General features: G+C 45.1%; 1 protein-coding gene and 1 pseudogene. Both read left to right on the top strand.

From position 1 onward, the window contains the following. Window positions 1-180 (top strand): annotated as a pseudogene (locus ACFIL8_RS11720) (phage tail protein); the annotation flags it as partial. Window positions 181-183: 3 nt separating this feature from the next. Beyond that, entirely contained in the window at window positions 184-702 is a 519-nt protein-coding gene (locus tag ACFIL8_RS11715; protein ID WP_375612479.1) for a phage major tail tube protein, read from the top strand. Window positions 703-727 lie beyond the last annotated feature (25 nt).

Here is a 727-nt window from a genome sequence, read left to right as displayed (position 1 = left end):
CAATTGGGAAAATTGCGGGTGGAATTTGATGCAGAAGAAGTGCCACCTTTAGAAGATTTGAGTTTCGGCAGCCGGCGCAATAGCGCTTATTTTGACCGTTTGGCGCAAGATATCCAAAAGAAAATGACTTATCAATTTGGCGATACGCTTGAAACTTATCGCAAAGCAGCAAGGAGTTAAAGCATGACTTTACGCATTGTACGCGGTTTTACCTTGATTGTTGATGATGATGTGAATCTTCACCTTGATCTTGAAACCCTCAAATTACCTACGTTGGAAGAAATTACAGAAACCTATCAACCGGGCGGCTCTGATATGCAAATTGATGTGAGCGGTCTTGGTGTCAAAGCACTTGGCTTGCAAATGAAAATCCGCAGCCATACCCCTGAGGTCATCGGTATTTTTGGTGGTCCCCCTGGTCTTCGTCATAAATTCACAGGCAAAAAACATGTGATCTCTGAAGAAGATGGACGCGAGCATGAGCATTCCATTGATGTGACAGGGCGGTTGGTCAAAGTCGATAGCGAAGGCTTAACAGCTGGGAAAGCGACAGGCTATGATTGCGAGATCAAAAATGTTTGGGACTATACGGAATTTTGGGATGGTTCTGTTTTGCACCGCTTTTCTTTTAAACGGGGCGGCTGGCTTGTCCGCAATGGGCAAGAGATCGGTTCTCGCCGCCGCTCTATTCTCAACTTATAAGCTCTCATTATTGATAGGGTTCTCA

This window comes from Bartonella sp. AP57NXGY (assembly GCF_042195805.1).
Classification (GTDB): Bacteria; Pseudomonadota; Alphaproteobacteria; order Rhizobiales; family Rhizobiaceae; genus Bartonella.
This window is presented reverse-complemented; position numbering and strand designations above follow the sequence as displayed.